At 73.8% G+C, this 17,233-nt stretch carries 18 protein-coding genes and 1 pseudogene; 10 read left to right on the top strand and 9 right to left on the bottom strand.

Annotated features, from left to right (window positions below; translation table 11 throughout):
* Nucleotides 1-408: pseudogene (locus tag GTW67_RS19300) on the top strand (FAD-binding oxidoreductase); the annotation flags it as partial.
* Nucleotides 409-426: 18 nt separating this feature from the next.
* Here GTW67_RS19300 and GTW67_RS19295 read toward each other — a convergent pair.
* Nucleotides 427-1,623 carry an alpha/beta hydrolase family protein gene (locus GTW67_RS19295; RefSeq protein ID WP_161166066.1) on the bottom strand — a complete coding sequence of 399 codons (1,197 nt, stop codon included), beginning with the start codon at nt 1,621-1,623 and terminating at the stop codon, nt 427-429.
* 131 nt (nt 1,624-1,754) lie between these two features.
* Here GTW67_RS19295 and GTW67_RS19290 point away from each other — a divergent pair, with 131 nt between their 5' ends.
* Nucleotides 1,755-2,525, top strand: a complete 771-nt coding sequence (locus tag GTW67_RS19290) for a metallophosphoesterase family protein (protein WP_161166065.1) — start codon at nt 1,755-1,757, stop codon at nt 2,523-2,525.
* 32 nt (nt 2,526-2,557) lie between these two features.
* Here the strand turns inward: GTW67_RS19290 and GTW67_RS19285 are convergent, their stop codons facing one another.
* The 3 genes from GTW67_RS19285 to GTW67_RS19275 all read right to left on the bottom strand — a co-directional run bounded on the left by GTW67_RS19285 (nt 2,558) and on the right by GTW67_RS19275 (nt 3,911).
* Nucleotides 2,558-2,842, bottom strand: coding sequence for a hypothetical protein (locus tag GTW67_RS19285; RefSeq protein WP_161166064.1), 285 nt, complete (start codon nt 2,840-2,842; stop codon nt 2,558-2,560).
* Nucleotides 2,839-3,009 (bottom strand): hypothetical protein, encoded by a 171-nt coding sequence (locus GTW67_RS19280; protein WP_161166063.1) that lies wholly within the window; start codon nt 3,007-3,009, stop codon nt 2,839-2,841. The genes GTW67_RS19285 and GTW67_RS19280 overlap by 4 nt, the downstream gene beginning before the upstream one ends.
* Nucleotides 3,010-3,191: 182 nt before the next feature.
* Nucleotides 3,192-3,911: a GntR family transcriptional regulator gene (locus GTW67_RS19275; RefSeq protein ID WP_161166062.1), complete on the bottom strand. Its 720-nt coding sequence runs from the start codon at nt 3,909-3,911 to the stop codon at nt 3,192-3,194.
* Between the two features lie 55 nt (nt 3,912-3,966).
* Between GTW67_RS19275 and GTW67_RS19270 the strand changes: the two genes are divergently transcribed.
* From GTW67_RS19270 to GTW67_RS19260, 3 genes are all read left to right on the top strand, one after another.
* Nucleotides 3,967-4,782, top strand: coding sequence for a class I SAM-dependent methyltransferase (locus GTW67_RS19270; RefSeq protein WP_161166061.1), 816 nt, complete (start codon nt 3,967-3,969; stop codon nt 4,780-4,782).
* Nucleotides 4,783-4,932: 150 nt separating this feature from the next.
* A complete protein-coding gene (locus GTW67_RS38200; RefSeq protein ID WP_161166060.1) occupies nt 4,933-6,420 on the top strand; it encodes an FG-GAP and VCBS repeat-containing protein in 1,488 nt (495 codons plus the stop codon).
* Between the two features lie 125 nt (nt 6,421-6,545).
* Nucleotides 6,546-7,130 (top strand): DinB family protein, encoded by a 585-nt coding sequence (locus tag GTW67_RS19260; RefSeq protein WP_161166059.1) that lies wholly within the window; start codon nt 6,546-6,548, stop codon nt 7,128-7,130.
* 21 nt (nt 7,131-7,151) lie between these two features.
* Here the strand turns inward: GTW67_RS19260 and GTW67_RS19255 are convergent, their stop codons facing one another.
* The 3 genes from GTW67_RS19255 to GTW67_RS19245 all read right to left on the bottom strand — a co-directional run bounded on the left by GTW67_RS19255 (nt 7,152) and on the right by GTW67_RS19245 (nt 8,928).
* Nucleotides 7,152-7,760, bottom strand: a complete 609-nt coding sequence (locus GTW67_RS19255; RefSeq protein WP_161166058.1) for an SUKH-4 family immunity protein — start codon at nt 7,758-7,760, stop codon at nt 7,152-7,154.
* A 4-nt stretch (nt 7,761-7,764) separates the two neighbouring features.
* Entirely contained in the window at nt 7,765-8,379 is a 615-nt protein-coding gene (locus GTW67_RS19250; RefSeq protein ID WP_161166068.1) for a dihydrofolate reductase family protein, read from the bottom strand.
* A 96-nt stretch (nt 8,380-8,475) separates the two neighbouring features.
* Nucleotides 8,476-8,928, bottom strand: a complete 453-nt coding sequence (locus GTW67_RS19245; protein ID WP_161166057.1) for an NUDIX domain-containing protein — start codon at nt 8,926-8,928, stop codon at nt 8,476-8,478.
* Between the two features lie 210 nt (nt 8,929-9,138).
* On the opposite strand from GTW67_RS19245, the gene GTW67_RS19240 reads away from it, so the two are divergent.
* A complete protein-coding gene (locus GTW67_RS19240) occupies nt 9,139-10,143 on the top strand; it encodes an EamA family transporter (RefSeq protein WP_161166056.1) in 1,005 nt (334 codons plus the stop codon).
* An 18-nt stretch (nt 10,144-10,161) separates the two neighbouring features.
* On the opposite strand, the gene GTW67_RS19235 is transcribed toward GTW67_RS19240, so the two are convergent.
* Nucleotides 10,162-10,698 (bottom strand): DinB family protein, encoded by a 537-nt coding sequence (locus tag GTW67_RS19235; protein ID WP_524539795.1) that lies wholly within the window; start codon nt 10,696-10,698, stop codon nt 10,162-10,164.
* Entirely contained in the window at nt 10,695-11,093 is a 399-nt protein-coding gene (locus GTW67_RS19230; RefSeq protein WP_161166055.1) for a VOC family protein, read from the bottom strand. Before GTW67_RS19230 ends, GTW67_RS19235 begins: the two co-directional genes overlap by 4 nt.
* 169 nt (nt 11,094-11,262) lie before the next feature.
* Here GTW67_RS19230 and GTW67_RS19225 point away from each other — a divergent pair, with 169 nt between their 5' ends.
* The 4 genes from GTW67_RS19225 to GTW67_RS19210 are packed head-to-tail and all read left to right on the top strand — an operon-like array spanning nt 11,263 to nt 17,205.
* Entirely contained in the window at nt 11,263-12,057 is a 795-nt protein-coding gene (locus GTW67_RS19225) for a TIGR03084 family metal-binding protein (protein WP_161166054.1), read from the top strand.
* Nucleotides 12,054-13,739: an acyclic terpene utilization AtuA family protein gene (locus GTW67_RS19220; protein WP_161166053.1), complete on the top strand. Its 1,686-nt coding sequence runs from the start codon at nt 12,054-12,056 to the stop codon at nt 13,737-13,739. Before GTW67_RS19225 ends, GTW67_RS19220 begins: the two co-directional genes overlap by 4 nt.
* On the top strand, nt 13,736-15,334 hold the full coding sequence (locus GTW67_RS19215; RefSeq protein WP_161166052.1) for a carboxyl transferase domain-containing protein: 1,599 nt from the start codon (nt 13,736-13,738) through the stop codon (nt 15,332-15,334). Before GTW67_RS19220 ends, GTW67_RS19215 begins: the two co-directional genes overlap by 4 nt.
* A gap of 14 nt (nt 15,335-15,348) precedes the next feature.
* Nucleotides 15,349-17,205 carry an ATP-binding protein gene (locus GTW67_RS19210; protein WP_161166051.1) on the top strand — a complete coding sequence of 619 codons (1,857 nt, stop codon included), beginning with the start codon at nt 15,349-15,351 and terminating at the stop codon, nt 17,203-17,205.
* The last annotated feature ends 28 nt before the right edge of the window (nt 17,206-17,233 follow it).

Here is a 17,233-nt window from a genome sequence, read left to right as displayed (position 1 = left end):
CATCAACGTGACGCTGGCGAGGCCCTGGAGGAGGAGCCAGGCTCCGCAGCCGAGGCCGGTGACCCCGGCGCCCACGCCGATCGAGGCGACGGGGTCACCGGCCAGACCCACTGCCACCAGCACGCGGTCCTGGGCGACGCGGCCGACCGCCGTCTGCGCGAGGCGGCGGGCCTGACCGGTGAGCTGAGCGGCGGCTGCTGCGGCCTCGCGGGCGACTTCGGCTTCGAGGACGGCCACTACGAGGTCTCGGCGGCCTGCGCGGAGGACCAGCTGCTCCCGGCGGTGCGCGAGGCACCGGACGGCGCGGTGGTCCTCGCGGACGGCTTCTCGTGCCGGACCCAGTTGGAGCAGCTGGCGGGGGTGCGGGGGCGGCATCTGGCGGAGGTGCTGGCGGACGGGCTGGAGTGAGGGCCCCGGTGGTGCCTCCTACGGCCGGTGGAAGGTGACCTCGGGGCGGGAGGGCGTGGGCCCGTCGAGCAGGCGCCCGGGGATGCCGCGCAGGTGGAGGTCGAAGAAGGCGGCGACGTAGTCGCGGGTGAGCGACCAGCCCCGCTCGCCCGACAGCGGCACCGTCGGGTCCGGCAGGCCGAGCCGGTCCCCCAGCCAGGGGAAGTCGGTGAACGAGAAGTGCCCGGCGCCCTCGAAGGTCAGCCAGCGCTTCCAGCCGTGCAGCCGGCTCCAGGCCTCGGACCAGTCGGTGCCCGTGCTGTCGGGACGATGCGTGGCCGCCGCGCCGACCATCAGGAACGGCCGCCCGCCGAGCCCGGCCCCGGGAGCCGGGACGAAGAAGTCGCCGTCCAGATCGGCACCCGCCCGCACCCGCCGGTCGGCCGCCATGGCCCCGGCGGCGGCCGCTCCCCCGATCGAGTGCCCGGCGACCCCGATCCGCCGCGAGTCGATCATGCGGGAGAGCGCGGCGCCCGGACCCCGGCGGCCGGTCAGTTCGTCGATGACGAAGGACAGGTCGGCGGCGCGACCGGTCGCGACCGCCGCGTACTCCGGCCCCGCGTCGACCTCCTCGCACGCCACACAGGGCAGCATCCGGCCACCGGGGAACTCCGTGCCCACGGACTCGTACGCGTGGTCCACGACGGCGACGACGTAACCGCGGCCGGCCAGGTCGTCGGCGAGCGAGGTGAGCGTGGCGCGCGGCATCCCGAAGCCGGGGGACAGCAGCACCAGGGGGAAGCGGCCTGGCGCCGGGGGAGCGGCCACCCGGGCGTGCGTACGCGTCCCCGCGACCGTCTCGGCCGCCACGACCCCGCCGAGCCCTCTCTCCTCCAGCAGGAGCCGCGCCTCCTCGGTGGTCATGTACGCCGCGGGCGCCCCGCCGGCCGAGCGGGCCGGGTAGGACACGGACACCATCAACTCCCGGTACCCCACCGCCGGTACCCAGGGATCCGTACGGCTCCGGTCGACCAGGTGCAGGGTCCGGCGGCCCACCGGGTGGGGGCCGGTCGGCGCGGGCAGCTCCAGCTCCGCCGCGACGGACGGCGCCTGCACCGCCCGGGCCACCGAGGGGGCGCCCTGCGCCGCGGAGGCGGGCGCGGCGCTCAACAGCGGGGCGGACAGGGCGCAGGCGAGCAGCGCGGCGAGGGCGGTGGTACGTGATCTCCGGTTCATGCAGGCGAAGTTAGGCCCGCGGAGACGCCCGGCACGTCGGGCCGGGGCGGTACTTCGCCGTGGGCCCGGAGGATGATCCGGGGGCCCGGTGTCCGACCGTGGTATCGAGCCTTGTGGAAGGAGACGGTTGGGTGGCGTACGAACTGGGACGGGTGGCCGTCCTCTCCGACATCCACGGGGTGCTGCCCGCGCTGGAGGCCGTGCTCGCCGAGCCGGAGGTGGCCGCCGCCGAGCGGATCGTGCTGACCGGCGACATCACGGCGGGCCCGCAGCCGCGCGAAGTGGTCGAGCTGCTGCGCGGCCTGGGCGAGAGGGTGCTGTGGGTCGGCGGCAACGCCGACCGCGAACTCGTCGAGTACCGCAGGGGCGAGCGTGACGGGATCCCCGACCCGATCGGGCCCTACGCGGCGGAGTGCCTCACCGACGAGCAGGTGCGGTTCCTCGCGGGCCTGCCCGCCTCGCTGACCCTCGGTGTGCGCGGCCACGGCAGGGTGCTGTTCTGCCACGCCACGCCCCGGGACGACGAGGAGGTGGTGCTGGTCGACTCGCGCCTCGACCGGTGGACGGAGGTGTTCGCCGGTCTGCCCGATGACGTCCGGACGGTGGTGTGCGGCCACACGCACATGCCTTACGTCCGGCTGGCCCACGGCCGCCTGGTGGTCAACCCGGGCAGCGTCGGCATCCCCTACGGTCGCGCCGGCGCCCACTGGTGCCTCCTCGGCCCCGGCACCGACCTGCGGGTCACCCCGTACGACGTACCGGCGGCCGTGACCCGGCTCGTCACCGAGTGCACCTACCCCGGCATCGCCGCATGGGCCGACGAGTACCTGTGGGCGAGGGTCACGGACACGGAGGCCATGCAGGTCTTCGGCTCGAGGGACGGCCGCAGGGCAGGGGCCTGAGGAACCGCGTGGGGCGGGCCGCCACCGCGGGGTCAGCTCAAGCCCTCCAGCCTCCGTCCCCGGCTCTCCGCCACTCGCAGGGCGTCGGCGAGGGCCTCGGACAGACGCTCGGCCAGGAAGCGGAGTTCGCCGTGCGGGGCGTTCGGGAGGAGGACCCGGACGTGGCCGAGGAGTTCGGCGCCCATGCCGAGCTGGGTGGCCTCGGTGGTGTCGGCCAGGCGTGAGACAGGGCCACCGTGGTCGTCGGTGATCAGGTAGCAGGGCTTGCCGTCGGGGCCGGACCAGGGAAGCAGGCGGGGCTCATGGGGGTGCGTCATGCCGCTGCCTCCAGGTCGTACGACGTGTACGCGAGGACGTACGGGCGTACGGCCACCGCCTCGCTGCCGTCCAGGACGGTGGGGCGAGCGCCGGTGTGTCGGCGGACGCCCCGCGGGCCGAGCAGGAGGCTCACCCGTGTCACCGGGCGGCCGATGAATTCGGTCATGGCATCAGCTCCGATCAGATTCGGCTGGTGGCCACGCCCCGGGGCCGGTCGGACGGTCGCCGGGGACTGCTGTGGGGAAGCCCGTCCCCGGGCGCGAGCAGGGTGTACGGCCGGCGCCTTCAGACGAGCACGACAAAGACTGGACCGGTGGACCGGTCCAGTCAAGCGGAACGTCAGTTCGGCTACTGCATGGGGTAGTTGTCGGTCTGCTCGAAGATGTGGGAGGGGCACACGCCCTCCTCGCACACCAGAGCCCGGTGCCGCTGGTCGAACGCCGTGTGAAGGGTGACGGCTACGGCCGTCGGCTGCTCCACACCCAGATGCCGCGCTTCCTCCTCCGTGGCCAGACGCACCGTCGTCACATCCACGCCCTCCACGGGAAAGCGGCCTGTCTCACGCCGGACGTAGTGCGTCGTCCCTTCGGCGATCGGTCCCTTCGCGGTCAGGCGCGGGGCGGCATCCGCCACCGACGCCGGAAACCACGCGGTCACCAGACTCTGGGCCGTGCCGTCCTCGAGGAGCATGAGCCGTACCCGGCGCAGTGCTTCCTCGCCGTGCCCGAGGCCCAGCGATTCGGCGACGCGGGCGGGCGGCACCGTACGGTCCGGTGTGCCGAGGCGTCGGTACGGCGCTCCACCCGACAGACGGGTGGAACCCGCGCGCCGTCCGCCGGCGGGCCGGGCGACGGGCGCCTCCGTGACCAGGAAACCCGATCCCTGTCGTGCCACGACGAGTCCGTCCTGACGCAGGATGTCGTAGGCCTTGACCACGGTCGCCCGCGATACGCCCCACTGTTCGGCCAAGTCGCGGCCCGAGGGCAGGAGGTCGCCCGGCCCGAACTCGCCGTTCGCGACGCGGGTCCGCAGATCACTCGCGATCTGCTCGTACTTCAGCACAGGCATGGCACTCTTTCCCGATTACTGGACTGGTCCACCGGTTCGGCATCAGAATGCACCGATGACAAGCCCTGAGGTAGCGCCAGAGATCGTGAGGTTCTACAGCGAGACCGTCGACGAGGCGGACCGGCTGGTCACCACAGCCGACGGGCGTCTGGAGATGGTACGTACGCAGGAGTTGCTGCGTCGCCATCTGCCCGCGTCACCGGCCCGGGTGCTCGACGTCGGTGGAGGCCCCGGCGCCCATGCCCGGTGGCTCGTCGAGGACGGGTACGCGGTGCATCTGGTCGACCCGGTTCGTCGGCATGTGGAACGGGCCAAGGCTTCCGGGGCCACCGTCGAGTTGGGCGATGCCCGTCGGCTCACGGCCGACGACGGCTCCTACGACGTCGTCCTCATGCTGGGACCCATGTACCACCTGCCGGAACGGGCGGACCGCGACCGCGCGCTGGCCGAGGCGCGCCGTGTGCTGAAGCCGGGCGGGCTGCTGGCGGTCGCCGGCATCAATCGGTACGCCTCGCTCTTCGAGCACGCCGCGTACGCCCACCTGCACAAGAAGGCGATGCGGGAGAGCATCGGGACCATTCTCGTGACCCAGGTCCACGACGGGAAGAACGCGTTCACCAGGGCGTACTTCCACAGCGGGGAGCAGTTGCGCGACGAGGTCGCGGCGGCGGGCTTCGTGGACGTGGACGTCTTCGGGGTCGAGGGACCTGCTTGGTCCCTGCTGGCGGCGGCGGAGCGCAACACCGGTCAGTCGTTCCGTGAGTCGCATCTGTTCGACTCGGTTCTCACTGCTGCCCGCATGGCCGAGCCCCATCCAGAGCTGCTGGCGGCGAGTTCGCACCTGCTCACCGTCGGGTGGCGACCGTCCTGACATGCGGCGCAGCTTCGTGGTGGCCGGCTGCGCGGAGCGCTCGGGGCGGGAACCGGAACCGCGACGGGCGTGCGGCACGTGATCGTTCGTATGGATGGTTCGGATGAGCAGGTGGAGGCGTCGCGGCGGTGGGGCGGTAGGCGGGCGTGGGTGATCGGGGGCGGTGCGGCCGTCGTCGCGCTGGCGGTCGCCGTGGGGGTGGTGGTCGCCGACGACGCGCCTGACCCCATCGCCTCGCCGCGCGGCTGCGGTACCGGCGCCCACGGCACCGCCGCTGCCGCGAACGCCTCGAAGGGTGCCGCCGACTTCGACGGGGACGGGCATCCCGACCTGGCCTTCGGCTCCATGGGGAGCGTGCCCGGCGGGAGCGGGGGCGGGAGCATCGAGGTGGCGTACGGGACCGGGGCCGGGACGGGGATCGGCCGGTGCCAGTACCTGACGCAGGACGACGCCGGGATCCCCGGGAAGAACCGTGACGAGGCCTACTTCGGGACGGACGTCGTGGCCCGCGACCTCGACGGGGACGGGTACACCGACCTCGCCGCCTCCGTCTTCGACTGGAAGCCGAGCGTGATCATCATGTGGGGCTCGGAGGACGGGCTGTCGCGCGCGACCCGGGTGCCGGGGACCGACGTCAGTCACGTCGCCTGGGACAACGACCCGATCCTGGACGAGCAGCTCGTCGGCGGGGACTTCGACGGGGACGGGCACGCCGACCTCGTCTTCGGGCTCGGCTCCGACAAGGGGCTGCTCAAGGGCCCCTTCGGGCGCGACGGCACCCCGGCCGCCACGGGCTCCGTCCCCGCGCCGCGCCGCCCCGCGCCGGACACCGCGAACGCCAACTACGTCGACCTCCTGGCCGGGGACCTCGACGGCGACGGCGCCGACGACCTGGTGAGCTTCCACGCGGCCGACCCGGACCCCGAGGCGCCCTGGGCCCGGCAGCGGCGGCCGGTGAGCTACCTGCACGGCGGCCGGGACGGCTTCACGCAGCCCGAGGGCACGCGCCTGCCCGACGCGGGGACGGGGGCGATCGGCGACGTGGACCATGACGGGTACGGCGATCTCGTACTCAGCCCCCGGGGCGGGGACGCGAGCCGCAGCGGGGTGACGGTCGTGTACGGCTCCGAGGACGGGCCGGGGAAGCGGACGACGACCATCGACCGGGACACGCCCGGCGTGCCCGGCGCGGAACCGCAGGACGAGGACGCCACCTTCGGTTCCCTCGACACCGGGGACGTGAACGGGGACGGCTACGCGGACGTCGTGGCCGGGGCGTCCCGGTGGGACAACGCCTACGGGAAGCCCGGGCCGGAGCAGGTGCTGTTCCTGCCGGGGGGACCGGACGGGCTCACCGGCAAGGGGGCCCGGCTGTGGGAGGGGGACGACCTGGGGGCCCACCCGGGCGGGGACGCCGACTTCGGTGCTTCCGTGGCCCTCACCGACCTCGACGGCGACGGCCGGGCGGACCTGGTCGTGGCGGCGCCCGGCAGCGACACGGTCGACGGCGCCGCGTACCTGCTGCCCGGCACCGCCGACGGGCCGTCCACCGAGGGCGTCACCCGGCTGTCCGCGGACACCTTCGACGACACGGAGGGGCTGGGGCTGCTGATGGGCGGCGGGAGGATCGCCCACTAGATCCGGATGCCCCCGCAAGATCCGGAGGCTCCCGCGCGCCCATGTAGGACGCGACCTGACCTCGATGGTCCCTAGCGTGGTCCTCGACCGACGGACACCGGAACACCGGAAGGCGGAGACCCACCATGACCTTCGAAGAGACGACCACCCGCGACCTGGCCACCGAGGACCTGACCACCCGCGACGCGTCCGAGGCCCCCGCCGTCACCGACGAGCGTGCCGACCTCCTCGCGATGCTGGCCAAGCACCGGCACTTCCTGCGTTTCACCACCCGCGACCTCACCGACGAGCAGGCCGGGCTCCGGACCACCGCGAGCGAGCTCTGTCTGGGCGGCCTGATCAAGCACATGACCTCGGGCGAGCGGAGCTGGGGCGACTTCATCCTGAACGGGGCTTCGGCCATGGGGGACTTCACGGCCATGACCGAGGCCGACTGGGCCCGGCGGACCGACGAGTTCCGGATGCTGCCCGGTGAGACGCTGGCCGGGGTGCTGGCCGACTACGCGGAGGCCGCCCGCCGGACCGACGAGCTGGTCGCGACCCTGCCCGACCTGGGGGTCACCCAGGCGCTGCCGAAGGCCCCGTGGTTCACGGACACGCACTGGTCGGCGCGCCGGGTGCTGATGCACATCGTCGCCGAGACCGCCCAGCACGCGGGCCACGCCGACATCATCCGCGAGTCCCTGGACGGCGCGAAGAGCATGGGCTGACCGGCGGCGGGCGGCCCGCGGTCACCCGTAGAGCGAGCGGGCCCCCGGGCTGCCGGCCACGAAGCGCTGCCCCATGGCGATCTCGTCGCCGACCACCGACCAGACCGTCTCGTCGTCCCGGAAGGGGAGCGGGTCGACGCCGTCCGTCTCCCGCCGTACGCGCTCCACCTCGCGTTCCAGGCGCTCGAAGCCGGCTTCCTCGTCGTCGCCGAAGGTGAACTCGTCCAGCAGGCGCTGGAATTGGACGGTGACCCGGACGAGGGAGGAGACGTCCGTGTGCAGTTCCCGCACGGTCCCCTCGTCGGGGTCGACGGCGTACACCGTGCCGCTGCCGGGGTCCAGGGCGAGGTGGGCGCTCAGGAGCCAGCCGATGACGGGCCAGCCGCCGGCGTCACGCGGGGTGGCCTCGAAGTCCTCGGCGTCCACGACCTCCCGGACGAGGGGCAGCCGGCCGGACTCCTCGTCGGGCGCACGCAGCGTGAGCGTCCCGGTGGGGACGCCGACCGTCCGGAGGAGCCGGGCGCCCTCGGTGTCCGCGGCGAGGGGCGGGAACGCGGTGGCGGGCAGGGTCGCGAGCCGGTGCTCGCCGAAGAGGCCGGCGAGTTCACCGCGGGTGACGTCGAAGAGCACCGGGTCACTGTACGAAGCGGTACGTCAGGTGCGTGGCCAGGGGTGTCTCGACGACCCTGACCTGCTCCAGGTCGCGCCGGCCTCCGCCCAGCCCCTCGAAGAGCCGCAGCCCGTCGCCGAGGAGCACGGGCACCACGTGCAGCTGGAGCTCGTCGACGAGCCCCGCCGCGAGGTACTGCCGCACGGTGCTCGCGCCGCCCCCGATGTCGACGTTCCGGTCCCCGGCGGCGGCCTTCGCCCGCTTAAGGGCGCTGTGGATGCCGTCGGTGACGAAGGTGAACGTGGTGCCGCCCTCCTTGACCAGGGTCGGCCGGGGACGGTTCGTGAGCACGAAGACGGGGGTGCGGAAGGGCGGGTTGTCGCCCCAGAACTCCTCGCCCGTGTCGTACATCGTCCGGCCCATGACCACCGCCCCGGTCGCGTCGAACCACTCGCGCACCAGCTCGGAGTCGCGGTTGTCGTCCCCGCCGGTCAGGCCCTGGCGCTCCCGCCAGCTCGCCAGGCTGTGGATCCACTCGAAGATCGGCTCGGCGCCGTCGCCGGCCGGGTTGTCGAGGGTGACGTTCGGTCCGGCGACGTAGCCGTCGAGGGTGATGGCCAGGTCCGCGGTCACGGTCACGGTCATGGGGTGCTCCTCGGGTGGTGGGGTGTGTGTCCTGCTTTCACCCTTGCGTCGATCGGGCTCCGCCGCTTTCGACACCCCGGGGACCGCGATTCAGGGAACCGTCTCGCCCCGCACCAGCGGGCCGCACACCGGCTGCATGCCCTTCGGGAGGTCGTCCGGGCGGCACCAGCGGGCCTCCAGGATCTCCAACGGGTCGAGGCGCAGCTCGCCGCCCAGCAGACGGGCCTCGTACGCCACCTCCAGGCGGGTGCGCAGACCGCTGTTCAGCAGGACCAGCCGGCCCACCTCCACGTCGAGGCCGGTCTCCTCGCGGACCTCGCGCACCACGGTCGCCCGGAAGTCCTCGCCCTTGCGCGCGAAGCCGCTCGGCAGACCCCACTGGCGGCCCGGCGGCCACATCCGGTGCCTCAGCATCAGCACCCGCCCCTCGTCGTCACGCACGACGCCGGTCACGCCGACCACGAACTTGGCGTTGAGGAACCACATGATGCGGCTCTGCAGCGGGCGCAGGAGGCGCCAGAGGCGGGCAACGAGTCGTCTCACGCCGCGGACGCTACCTCCTCGGTGCCGCGCACCCACCCGGCGAGGTCCCCTCAGGCAGGCCCGCCCGCCAGGCGGACATCCGTTGACAGCCGCACACCCCGCCCCCGACAGTTGCATTGCAGGGCTACGCGCCTGACCGAGTCCACTACCCTGGACCGTGCCGTACAGCACGATGAACGAAATCGACCCGCAGACCGTCCCGGAGCCCTCGTGAGCACCTCCAGCGCCACCCCCGGCACCCCCTCCCCGGCCGCCTCCACGGCGGGCCCCGACGCAGCGCAGGCCACCGGCCGCGCGCCCGCGCCGGGCGGTGCCCCGGCCGGCCGCTGGGGTTCCCTCGGCCCGGTCGGACTGGTCCTCGCCGGGGGGATCTCCGTGCAGTTCGGCGCCGCGCTCGCGGTGAGCCTGATGCCCCGGGCCGGCGCCCTCGGCGTGGTGACCCTGCGGCTGGTGGTGGCCGCCGTCGTCCTGCTCCTGGTCTGCCGTCCCCGGCTGCGCGGCCACTCCCGGGCCGACTGGGGCACGGTCGTCGTCTTCGGCATCGCCATGGCCGGCATGAACGGCCTCTTCTACCAGGCCGTCGACCGCATCCCCCTGGGCCCCGCCGTCACCCTGGAGGTGCTCGGCCCGCTCGCCCTGTCCGTCTTCGCCTCCCGCCGCGCGGTCAACCTCGTCTGGGCCGCGCTCGCCCTGGCCGGCGTCTTCCTGCTCGGCGGCGGCGGCTTCGACAGCCTCGACCCGGCCGGTGCCGCCTTCGCGCTGGGGGCGGGCGTGATGTGGGCCGCGTACATCGTCTTCAGCGCCCGCACCGGCCGCCGCTTCCCGCAGGCCGACGGGCTGGCCCTCGCCATGGCGGTCGGCGCGGTGCTGTTCCTGCCGCTGGGCATCGCCGAGTCGGGGGCGAAACTGATCGACCCGGTGACGCTGGCGCTGGGCGCGGGCGTCGCCCTGCTCTCCTCCGTCCTGCCGTACACCCTCGAACTCCTCGCGCTGCGCCGGCTGCCCGCGCCGACCTTCGCGATCCTCATGAGCCTGGAGCCCGCCATCGCCGCGACGGCCGGCTTCCTCATCCTCGACCAGGCCCTGTCCGCCGCCCAGTCCGCCGCCATCGCCCTGGTCGTCGCGGCCAGCATGGGCGCGGTACGCACCCAGGTGGGCCGGCGGAACCGGGCGAAGGCGGTCCCGGACCTGCCCGAGGGCGCAGACATGCCCTAGGTCTTGGCCACCCGGGGTCTACGTCAGCACCAGCCACCGCCGCCCGTCGATGAGTTCGCGCGCCGCGTCCAGGTGGCCGGCGTGGCAGGCGGTCTCCGTGATGACGTGCAGGAGGACGTCCCGCAGGCTGTGCAGATGCGGTGCGCCGAAGAGGTGGTGGGGCCACCACGCCAGGGGCGCGTCCGCGGGGGTGGCGCCGACGACGGCGTCCGCGAGCCGCACCTCGCGGCGGTAGCGGTCGAGCACGTCGGAGGCCGCCATGTCCGCCTCCACCCGCCAGGCGTCCTCGGTCTCGTCCAGGGCCGCGATCACCCGCTCGTCACCCGCGACGACGGCGCCGAACCAGAACCGCTCGACGTCCAGCGCGAGATGCCGCACCAGCCCCAGGCAGCTCCACCCCGACGGCAGCACGGGCCTGCGCAGCGCCTCCTCGTCCAGCCCCTCCAGGGCGCCGAGGACATGGCGCCGCTGGCCGTCCAGTGCCGTCAGCAGTGCGCGGACCTCCGGCGTCAGCAACGCGCGGGCCTCGGCGTCCGCGTCCGGTACGGCGGTCACGAGGCGATCTCCCAGACGTGCCCGGCGGGATCGCTGAAGCAGGCGGTGCGGATGCCCCAGGGGCGGTCCATCGGGCCGTTCAGCAGCGTCACCCCGCGCGCGACCAGCTCCGCGCACTTCGCGTCGACGTCCTCGACGGTGAGCGTGAACTGCATCCGCGACCCCGCCTCCGGGGCGGCGACCCGGGCGGGGCCGATCAGCTCGTCCGCCCGCGTCACGCGCAGCAGGTTGATGAGCGTCCCCCCGAACTCGAAGACGGCCGAGTTCTCGTTCTCGTAGGTCACCGGCAGCCCGAAGACCTCGGTGTAGAAGCGCTTCGTGGCGTCGAGGTCCTCGGCGAAGAGGGTGACGGCGCTGATGGGCGGGGGCCAGGAGGTGTCGCTGGTGTGGGTCATCCGTCGAGGATCTCTGTGCGGGCGTGCGATGTACAGGGGGTGGTGGGAGCGATCCCATAGTCCGGGTCCCGGCGTAAAATCATGCAAGCATGCTTGATTGTTAATCGCCCCCCTGCCATGCTCCTCACCACACCGCGCCGCACGCCGCCGTGCTTCGAGGGGAGCGCCCGTGTCCGACCCGACGCCCGTGATCGACGACCTGCGCGAGGAGAGCGAGGAGCTCGACGCGCTGGTCGCGTCGCTGAGCCCCGCGCAGTGGGCGCTCGCCACCCCCGCCCCGGGCTGGACGATCGCCCACCAGATCGCCCACCTGGCCTGGACCGACCGGTCCGCCCTGGTCGCCGTCACCGACGAGGACGGCTTCCGGGCGCTGGTGGAGAAGGCCCTCGCCGCGCCCGGCACCTTCGTCGACGAGGGCGCCGAGGAAGGCGCCCGCCGGGCCCCCGCCGAGCTGCTGGAGGACTGGCGGGAGGGGCGCCGGCGGCTCGACACCGCGCTGCGCGCCTCCGCTCCGGGCGCCCGCTTCCCCTGGTACGGCCCGCCCATGGCGGCCGCCTCCATGGCCACCGCCCGGCTGATGGAGACCTGGGCCCACGGCCTCGACGTCGCCGAGGCGCTCGGCGTGACCCGCCCGCCCACCGGCCGCCTGCGGCACATCGCCCGCATCGGCGTGCGCACCCGGGACTTCGCCTACGCGGCCCACGGCCTCACCCCGCCCGCCGAGCAGTTCCGCGTCGAGCTCACCGGACCGGACGGCGACCCGTGGACGTACGGCCCCGAGGACACGGCCCAGCGCGTCACCGGCCCCGCCCTCGACTTCTGCCTCCTGGTCACCCAGCGCGCCCACCGCACCGACCTCGCCCTCACCGCCGAGGGCGCCGACGCCGACCGCTGGCTGGACATCGCCCAGGCCTTCGCCGGACCGCCCGGAGAGGGACGGAAGCCGAAGGGGGGCCCGGCATGACCCGGCCGCTGCGGATCGGCAACGCCTCCGGCTTCTACGGCGACCGCTTCGACGCCATGCGCGAGATGCTCACCGGCGGCGAGCTGGACGTCCTCACCGGCGACTACCTCGCCGAGCTGACCATGCTCATCCTCGGCCGCGACCGGCTGAAGGACCCCGGCGCCGGATACGCCCGCACCTTCCTGCGCCAGCTGGAGGAATGCCTCGGGCTCGCCCACGAGCGGGGCGTGCGCATCGTCGCCAACGCCGGGGGGCTCAACCCCGCCGGACTCGCCGACGCCGTACGCGCCCTGGCCGACCGGCTCGGCATCCCCGTGCGGGTCGCGCACGTCGAGGGCGACGACCTCACCGCCGCCCACCCCGGCGCCCTGGCCGCGCACGCCTACCTCGGCGGGTTCGGCATCGCCGAGTGCCTGCGGGCCGGCGCCGACGTGGTCGTCACCGGGCGGGTGACCGACGCCGCCCTGGTCACCGGGCCCGCCGCCGCGCACTTCGGCTGGACGCCGACGGAGTACGACCGGCTCGCGGGCGCGGTCGTCGCCGGGCACGTGCTGGAGTGCGGCGCGCAGGCGACCGGCGGCAACTACGCCTTCTTCCGCGACGGCTTCCGGGACGGTGACGTACGCCGCCTCGGCTTCCCGCTCGCCGAGCTGCACGCCGACGGCACCTCGGTCATCACCAAGCACGACGGCACCGGCGGCTTCGTCGACGTCGGCACGGTCACCGCCCAGCTGCTGTACGAGACGGGCGGCGCCCGGTACGCGGGACCCGACGTCACCGCCCGGCTGGACACCGTACGGCTCACCCAGGACGGGCCCGACCGCGTCCGCATCGACGGCGTGCGCGGTGAGGCGCCGCCGCCCACCCTCAAGGTCGGCCTCAACCGGCTCGGCGGCTTCCGCAACGAGGTCGCCTTCGTGCTCACCGGCCTCGACGTCGAGGCCAAGGCCGCCCTCGTGCGGGCTCAGATGGAACCCGCCCTCGGCAAGGTCGCCGACGTCCGCTGGGACCTGGTCCGCACCGACCGGCCCGACGCGCCGACCGAGGAGACGGCGAGCGCGCTGCTGCGGCTGGTCGTCCGGGATCAGGACCAGCAGGCCGTCGGCCGGGCGCTGAGCGGCGCCGCGATCGAGCTGGCCCTCGCGAGCTACCCCGGCTTCCACGTGACCGCGCCCCCCGGCAAGGGCACCCCCTACGGCGTCTTCGAGGCCGCCCACGTCCCGCAGGACACCGTCGAGCACGTGGCGGTCCTGCCCGACGGGCACCGGACGGCGATCCCCCCGGCGCGGGACTCCGCCGCCCTCACCGCCGTACCGGAACCGGACCTGCCCGCACCGCTGCCGCCGGGGCCCGTGCGCCGCGCCCCCCTCGGCCTGGTCGCCGGGGCCCGCAGCGGCGACAAGGGCGGCGACGCCAACGTCGGCGTGTGGGCCCGCACCGACGACGCCTGGCGCTGGCTCGCGCACGAGCTGACCGTCGACCAGTTCCGGGAGCTGATCCCGGAGGCCCGCGACCTGCCCGTCACCCGGCACCTGCTGCCGAACCTGCGCGCCCTGAACTTCGTCGTCGAGTCGATCCTCGGCGAGGGCGTCGCCGCCCAGCACCGCTTCGACCCGCAGGCCAAGGCGCTCGGCGAATGGCTGCGCTCCCGCCACCTGGACATCCCGGAGGTTCTGCTGTGACGGTCCTGCCCACCGCCGTCGACCCCGCCGGCCCCGACCACCGCGCGAACCGCGAGACCATGCTCGGCCGGCTCGCCGAGCTGGACGCCGAGCACGCCAAGGCCCTCGCGGGCGGCGGCGACAAGTACGTCGCCCGGCACCGGAAGCGCGGCAAGCTGCTCGCCCGTGAACGCATCGAGCTGCTGCTCGACCCCGACACGCCCTTCCTGGAGCTGTCGCCGCTCGCCGCCTGGGGCAGCGAGTACGCGGTGGGCGCCGCCCTCGTCACCGGTATCGGCGTCGTCGAGGGCGTCGAGTGCCTGATCACCGCCAACGACCCGACCGTGCGGGGCGGCGCCAGCAACCCGTGGACGCTGAAGAAGTCGCTGCGCGCCAACGACATCGCCCTCGCCAACCGGCTGCCCTGCATCAGCCTGGTCGAGTCCGGCGGCGCCGACCTGCCGTCGCAGAAGGAGATCTTCATCCCCGGCGGCGCGATCTTCCGCGACCTCACCCGGCTCTCCGCCGCCGGCATCCCCACCGTCGCCGTCGTCTTCGGCAACTCCACGGCCGGGGGCGCCTACATCCCCGGCATGTCCGACCACGTGATCATGGTCAAGGAGCGCGCCAAGGTGTTCCTCGGCGGGCCGCCGCTGGTCAAGATGGCCACCGGCGAGGAGAGCGACGACGAGTCGCTGGGCGGCGCCGAGATGCACGCCCGCACCTCGGGCCTCGCCGACTACTTCGCCGTGGACGAGCCGGACGCCCTGCGCCAGGCCCGCCGCGTCGTCGCCCGTCTCAACCACCGCAAGGCGTACGCCGATCCGCCGCTCGCCGAGCCGCCCAAGTACGACGCCGAGGAGCTGCTCGGCATCGTCCCCGGCGACCTCAAGACCCCGTTCGACCCGCGCGAGGTCATCGCCCGGATCGTCGACGCCTCCGACTTCGACGAGTTCAAGCCCCTGTACGGGACCAGCCTCACCACCGGCTGGGCGAGCCTGCACGGCTACCCGGTCGGCATCCTCGCCAACGCCCAGGGCGTCCTGTTCAGCGAGGAGTCGCAGAAGGCCGCCCAGTTCATCCAGCTTGCCAACCAGCGCGACATCCCGCTGCTGTTCCTGCACAACACCACCGGCTACATGGTCGGCAAGGAGTACGAGCAGGGCGGCATCATCAAGCACGGCGCGATGATGATCAACGCGGTGTCCAACTCCCGCGTCCCCCACCTGTCCGTCCTCCTGGGCGCCTCCTACGGCGCCGGCCACTACGGCATGTGCGGCCGCGCCTACGACCCCCGCTTTCTCTTCGCCTGGCCCAGCGCCAAGTCCGCCGTCATGGGCCCGCAGCAGCTCGCCGGCGTGCTCTCCATCGTGGCCCGCCAGTCGGCCGCCGCGAAGGGACAGCCGTACGACGACGAGGGCGACGCGGCGCTGCGCGCCATGGTGGAGCAGCAGATCGAGTCCGAGTCGCTGCCCATGTTCCTGTCCGGGCGGCTCTACGACGACGGCGTCATCGACCCGCGCGACACCCGCACCGTCCTCGGCCTGTGCCTGTCCGCCATCCACACCGCGCCCTACGAAGGGGCGCGCGGTGGCTTCGGCGTCTTCCGAATGTGAGGTGTGAGGGACCAGTGATCACTTCCGTCCTCGTCGCCAACCGCGGCGAGATCGCCTGCCGTGTCTTCCGCACCTGCCGGGAGTCGGGCATCCGGACCGTCGCCGTGTACTCGGACGCCGACGAGAACGCCCTCCACACGCGCGTGGCCGACACCGCGGTCCGCCTGCCGGGCACCGCGTCCGCCGACACCTATCTGCGCGGCGACCTGATCGTGAAGGCCGCGATCGCCGCCGGCGCCGACGCCGTCCACCCGGGCTACGGCTTCCTCTCCGAGAACGCCGACTTCGCGCGCGCCGTCACCGACGCGGGCCTGACCTGGATCGGGCCGCCGCCGGAGGCCATCGAGGCGATGGCGTCCAAGACCCGCGCCAAGGCCCTGATGGGCATCGCGCCCCTGGACCGGGACGCGGTCACCGAGGCCGACCTGCCGGTGCTGGTCAAGGCCGCGGCGGGCGGCGGCGGACGCGGCATGCGCGTCGTACGGCACCTCGCCGACCTCGACGCCGAGCTGACGGCCGCCCGCGCGGAGGCGGCGAGCGCCTTCGGCGACGGTGAGGTGTTCGTCGAGCCCTACGTCGAGAACGGCCGCCACGTCGAGGTGCAGATCCTCGCCGACACCCACGGCACGGTGTGGGCGCTCGGCACCCGCGACTGCTCCCTCCAGCGCCGCCACCAGAAGGTGATCGAGGAGGCTCCGGCGCCGGGACTCACCGAGGGGCTGGCCGAGGAACTGCACGCCCTCGCCGTACGCGCCGCCCGTGCCGTCGACTACACCGGTGCCGGCACCGTCGAGTTCCTGGTCGCGGGCGGCAGGGCGCACTTCCTGGAGATGAACACCCGCCTCCAGGTCGAACACCCCGTCACCGAGGCCGTGTTCGGCGTCGACCTGGTCGCCCTCCAGCTCCGCGTCGCCGAGGGTCACGCCCTGGACCCCGAGCCCCCACGCGCGCGTGGCCATGCCGTCGAGGCCCGCCTGTACGCCGAGGACCCGGCGCAGGGCTGGGCCCCGCAGACCGGCCGCCTGCACCGCCTCGCCGTCCCGGACGGCATCCGCCTGGACACCGGCTACACCGACGGCGACGACATCGGCGTCCACTACGACCCGATGCTCGCCAAGGCCGTCGCCTACGCACCCACGCGCGCGGAGGCCGTCCGCCGCCTCGCCGGCGCGCTGGAACGGGCGGCGATCCACGGCCCGGTCACCAACCGCGACCTGCTCGTCCGCTCCCTGCGCCACGAGGAGTTCACGTCCGCCCGCATGGACACGGGCTTCTACGACCGCCACCTGGCCGCCCTCACCGAGCCCGCCCCCGACCCCCTCGCCCCGCTGGCCGCCGCCCTCGCCGACGCGAGCACCCGCGCGGGCCGCTTCGGCGGCTGGCGCAACCTGCCCTCACAGGCGCAGGTCAAGCGCTACGCGGTCGACGGTGAGGAACACGAGGTCCGCTACCACCACACCCGCGCCGGCCTCGCCGCCGACGGCGTCCGCGTCGTCCACGCCGACGCGGCCCGCGTGATCCTCGAAACGGACGGCGTCCGCCGCACGTACGACATCGCCCGCTACGCCGACCGGATCCACGTCAACACCACCGCCCTCACCGCCCTCCCCCGCTTCCCCGACCCCACCGCCCAACACGCCCCCGGCTCCCTCCTGGCCCCCATGCCGGGCACGGTCGTCCGCATCGCGGAAGGCCTGACGGAGGGCACCCCGGTCCAGGCGGGCCAGCCCCTCCTCTGGCTGGAGGCAATGAAGATGGAACACAAAATCACGGCCCCGACGACGGGAACACTGACGGCTCTGCACGCCGAGCCCGGCAGCCAGGTGGAGGTCGGTGCCCTCTTGGCCGTAGTCGATGGACACGCCGATTAGGGGCGCGGGGAACTGCGCGACCAGCCAC

Source organism: Streptomyces sp. SID5910 (assembly GCF_009862125.1).
GTDB lineage: Bacteria > Actinomycetota > Actinomycetes > Streptomycetales > Streptomycetaceae > Streptomyces.
The sequence above is the reverse complement of the archived record's forward strand: the minus strand, read 5'-3'. Positions and strand labels throughout refer to the sequence as shown.

What these genes read in the sequence shown, in the direction of transcription:
- GTW67_RS19280 (WP_161166063.1), bottom strand. Translation starts at nt 3,009, where the DNA reads ATGACCGAATTCATCGGCCGCCCGGTGACACGGGTGAGCCTCCTGCTC.
- GTW67_RS19295 (WP_161166066.1), bottom strand. Translation starts at nt 1,623, where the DNA reads ATGAACCGGAGATCACGTACCACCGCCCTCGCCGCGCTGCTCGCCTGC.
- GTW67_RS19230 (WP_161166055.1), bottom strand. Translation starts at nt 11,093, where the DNA reads ATGACCCACACCAGCGACACCTCCTGGCCCCCGCCCATCAGCGCCGTC.
- GTW67_RS19285 (WP_161166064.1), bottom strand. Translation starts at nt 2,842, where the DNA reads ATGACGCACCCCCATGAGCCCCGCCTGCTTCCCTGGTCCGGCCCCGAC.
- GTW67_RS19275 (WP_161166062.1), bottom strand. Translation starts at nt 3,911, where the DNA reads ATGCCTGTGCTGAAGTACGAGCAGATCGCGAGTGATCTGCGGACCCGC.
- GTW67_RS19260 (WP_161166059.1), top strand. Translation starts at nt 6,546, where the DNA reads ATGACCTTCGAAGAGACGACCACCCGCGACCTGGCCACCGAGGACCTG.
- GTW67_RS19220 (WP_161166053.1), top strand. Translation starts at nt 12,054, where the DNA reads ATGACCCGGCCGCTGCGGATCGGCAACGCCTCCGGCTTCTACGGCGAC.
- GTW67_RS19270 (WP_161166061.1), top strand. Translation starts at nt 3,967, where the DNA reads ATGACAAGCCCTGAGGTAGCGCCAGAGATCGTGAGGTTCTACAGCGAG.